Annotated in this window: 5 protein-coding genes; all 5 read left to right on the top strand. The window is 43.7% G+C overall.

Features of this window, described 5'->3' with window-relative positions; translation table 11 throughout:
* Positions 1–764: single-stranded-DNA-specific exonuclease C-terminal domain-containing protein (locus RWS39_RS09340; protein WP_314482878.1), on the top strand; the 764-nt coding region annotated here is incomplete at its 5' end.
* Between the two features lie 122 nt (positions 765–886).
* Positions 887–1399, top strand: a complete 513-nt coding sequence (locus tag RWS39_RS09345; RefSeq protein ID WP_062004957.1) for an adenine phosphoribosyltransferase — start codon at positions 887–889, stop codon at positions 1397–1399.
* Positions 1400–1499: 100 nt separating this feature from the next.
* On the top strand, positions 1500–2441 hold the full coding sequence (gene metA / locus RWS39_RS09350; RefSeq protein WP_314482883.1) for a homoserine O-acetyltransferase MetA: 942 nt from the start codon (positions 1500–1502) through the stop codon (positions 2439–2441).
* Between the two features lie 9 nt (positions 2442–2450).
* Complete coding sequence (locus tag RWS39_RS09355; RefSeq protein ID WP_314482886.1) at positions 2451–3131, top strand: DnaD domain-containing protein; 681 nt, start codon at positions 2451–2453, stop codon at positions 3129–3131.
* Between the two features lie 66 nt (positions 3132–3197).
* On the top strand, positions 3198–3777 hold a 580-nt coding region (gene yghU / locus RWS39_RS09360), incomplete at its 3' end, for a glutathione-dependent disulfide-bond oxidoreductase (protein ID WP_314482889.1).

The following is a 3777-nucleotide window of genomic DNA, read 5'->3' on the forward strand; positions in this document are numbered from 1 at the left end:
ACTTTAAAGTGGACAATGCTCGGACTATGGGGGCTGGCAATAGCCATCTCAAGCTGAAAATTTCTCAGGAAGACGCATCTTTCGAAGTAGTAGCTTTTGGGCAAGGAAGCCTGGCGACAGAATTTGCCCAGACCAAGAATCTGGAGCTAGCTGTCAGCCTCTCTGTCAATAAATGGAATGGACAGACCAGTCTTCAGCTCATGCTGGTAGATGCTCGTGTGGACGGCGTACAGCTTTTCAATATCCGTAGCAAAAATGCGACGCTGCCTGACAAGGTTCCAGTCTTGCGTTTCACAGAGGAATTGCCGGATTTGTCAAATAGCAGAGCGGTTGTGGTTTATGACCTGCCTGATGATTTGCAGGTCTTGAAGAAGGTTCTTCAGTCTCAGGATTTCGAAGCGATATACTTTAAGAATGAGATTGCCAAGCCCTACTATCTTACAGGTTATGGTAACCGTGAGCAGTTTGCCAAACTCTACAAGACTATCTATCAGTTCCCCGAGTTTGACGTTCGCTATAAACTTAAAGAGTTGGCGGCTTATCTGAAAATCGACCCTATTCTCTTAGTCAAAATGATTCAGATTTTTGAAGAGCTGGGCTTTGTCAGCATCACCGAAGGCGTTATGACGGTCAATAAGGAAGCTGAAAAGAAAGAAATTGAAAGCAGTCACATTTACCAAGACCTCAAGCGCCTAGTCAAAGAGCAAGAACTCATGGCTCTGGGAACTGTGCAGGAGATTTACGACTATCTCATGGATTGCTAGGGGAAAGGTCTCCTTGTTTTACGAATCTTTCATATCTAAAAATATTTGAAAGTCTGCTAGAGCCTTTTTGGATAAAACATGGTATAATAGAGAGTAAAAAATTTTTTGAAAGAAAGAACATTATGAATTTAAAAGATTATATTGCAACTATTGAAAACTACCCAACGGAAGGAATTCTCTTCCGCGATATTAGCCCTTTGATGGCTGATGGAAATGCCTATAGCTACGCTGTACGTGAAATTGTACAGTATGCGACTGACAAGCAAATTGACATGATTGTTGGTCCAGAAGCACGTGGCTTTATCGTAGGCTGTCCAGTTGCCTTTGAATTGGGAATTGGCTTTGCTCCTGTCCGTAAGCCAGGTAAACTTCCTCGTGAAGTCATCTCAGCTGACTATGAAAAAGAGTATGGTGTAGATACTCTGACCATGCATGCGGATGCAATCAAACCTGGTCAACGCGTTCTGATTGTCGATGACCTTCTTGCGACTGGTGGAACTGTTAAGGCGACCATTGAGATGATTGAGCGTCTTGGTGGCGTAGTGGCTGGCTGTGCCTTCCTCATCGAGTTGGATGAGCTTAAAGGCCGTGAAGCAATTGGCGATTATGACTACAAGGTCTTGATGCACTACTAAAGATATAGCTGATTGCTATATCTAGTTAGAGAAAAAGTATAATTGAAAACTATATCTCCTTTGAGTATAATAGGTATATTAAACAAAAGGAGATATTTTCATGCCTATCAAAATTGATAAGAAGCTTCCCGCAGTTGAAATTTTAAGCTCTGAGAATATCTTTGTCATGGATGATGACCGGGCAGATCATCAAGATATTCGCCCCTTGAATATCTTGATACTCAATCTTATGCCCCAGAAAATGGTGACGGAAACTCAGATTTTACGTCATTTGGCCAATACGCCCTTGCAGCTGACCATTGAGTTTCTTTATATGACTTCTCATACGTCAAAGACCACCCAAGTGGAACATATGCAGACCTTTTACAAGACTTTTGATGAGATCAAACATCGTTTCTTTGATGGCTTGATTATCACTGGAGCGCCAGTAGAGCATCTGCCCTTTGAGGCGGTAGACTATTGGGAGGAATTCCAGCAGGTTATTGAATGGTCCAAGACTCATGTCTTTTCGACTTTACATATCTGTTGGGGAGCACAGGCTGGCCTTTATGCCCGCTATGGCGTGGATAAGCACCAGATGGAAGAGAAACTCTCAGGTGTTTACGAACAGACAGCTCCAAGCAATAATCTGCTTTTCAGAGGTTTTGATGATGAATTTATCACGCCTCATTCAAGGCATACAGAAGTACTGAAAGAAGATATTCTTAATCTGACCAATCTAGAGATTCTCTCCGAGGGAGAAGACACGGGCTTGTCTGTTTTGGCGAGCCGAGACTTGCGAGAGGTGTATAGCTTCGGTCATATGGAGTACGATCGTGATACCCTTGCCAAGGAGTATTTCCGTGACTTGGAAGCGGGCAAGGATCCTCATATTCCTGAGAATTACTTCAAGAATGATGATGTAAATACGACTCCTTGTCTGCGCTGGAGTTTGGCGGCAGCTCTCTTTTTCAGTAATTGGGTCAATTATGCAGTCTATCAAGAAACGCCATTTGATTGGCAAAGTCCAGAGAATGATGCATCCTTCTTTGCTTATTTATAAAGAGGTACTATGACTTATTTAGCAGCTTACAAAAATGGCAACTTGGTTCTTCCAAGTGCCCTCTTTTTGCATTTTAAAGAAATTTTTGATTCCAGCGATGATTTTTTGGTCTGGCAGTTTTTCTATCTGCAAAATACCACCTCATTGGAGGAGTTTGCGCCCAGTCAGATTGCAGAGCATATTGGCAAGACCTTATCCGAGGTCAATCGTTCCATGTCCCATCTGACGGAAAAAGGCTTGCTCCAGTACAGAACCATCGAACTGAATGGGGAAATTGAAGCGATTTTTGATGCTTCACCAGCCTTAGAAAAGCTAGATGAGCTTTTGGAGACTTCTAGTCCTACTGGGTCAACGTCTACATCTGATGGCAATCTTCTCAAGGAACTGGTCGAAACCTTCCAGCAAGAGTTGGGGCGTCTTTTGACTCCATTTGAAATCGAGGATTTGACCAAGACTATTAAGGACGATCAAACCAATCCAGATTTGGTCAAGGCTGCCTTACGCGAAGCGGTTTTCAATGGCAAGTCTAATTGGAAATATATCCAGGCGATCTTGCGTAATTGGCGTCGAGAAGGCATTACAAGCCCAGCTCAGGTAGAAGCCAAACGGGCGGAACGTGAAGCAAGCAATCCGCAGAATGTAACAGTTTCGGATGATTTCCTCAATGCCATGAATTTGTGGAAGGACTGAATTTACTAGATTTACAGTGGCCTGTTTGATCTGACAGGTCATTAGTTTTATAAAAAGGAGAAAAGTATGACGTATCAATTGCCAAAAGTCTGGTCTGCTGTGGACAGCGACCAAGGAAAATTTTCAGGTATCAATCAGCCTACTGCGGGCGCGCGTTTTGAGCAGAAGCTTCCTGTCGGTAAAGAGCCTTTTCAGCTTTATTCACTTGGGACTCCAAACGGGGTCAAGGTGACGATTATGTTGGAGGAACTGCTGGCAGCAGGTGTGACAGAGGCTGCCTATGACCTCTATAAGATCAGCATCATGGATGGAGATCAGTTTGGTTCAGATTTTGTGAAAATCAATCCCAACTCCAAGATTCCAGCCTTGTTGGATCAGTCAGTCGACAAGCCGATTCCTGTCTTTGAGTCAGCCAATATCCTACTCTATCTAGCAGAGAAGTTCGGAAAGCTGATTCCGTTAGATTTGGCCGGTCGGACCGAGGTGCTCAACTGGCTCTTCTGGCAGACAGGAGCGGCTCCCTTCTTGGGAGGCGGATTTGGTCATTTCTTTAACTATGCACCAGAAAAGCTAGAATATCCTATCAACCGTTTTACGATGGAAGCCAAGCGACAGCTGGATTTGTTGGACAAAGAATTAGCCAAGA

The sequence above is a fragment of the Streptococcus cristatus genome (genome assembly GCF_963529205.1).
Lineage (GTDB): Bacteria > Bacillota > Bacilli > Lactobacillales > Streptococcaceae > Streptococcus > Streptococcus cristatus_O.

What these genes read in the sequence shown, in the direction of transcription:
- RWS39_RS09345 (WP_062004957.1), top strand. Translation starts at nt 887, where the DNA reads ATGAATTTAAAAGATTATATTGCAACTATTGAAAACTACCCAACGGAA.
- metA (WP_314482883.1), top strand. Translation starts at nt 1,500, where the DNA reads ATGCCTATCAAAATTGATAAGAAGCTTCCCGCAGTTGAAATTTTAAGC.
- RWS39_RS09355 (WP_314482886.1), top strand. Translation starts at nt 2,451, where the DNA reads ATGACTTATTTAGCAGCTTACAAAAATGGCAACTTGGTTCTTCCAAGT.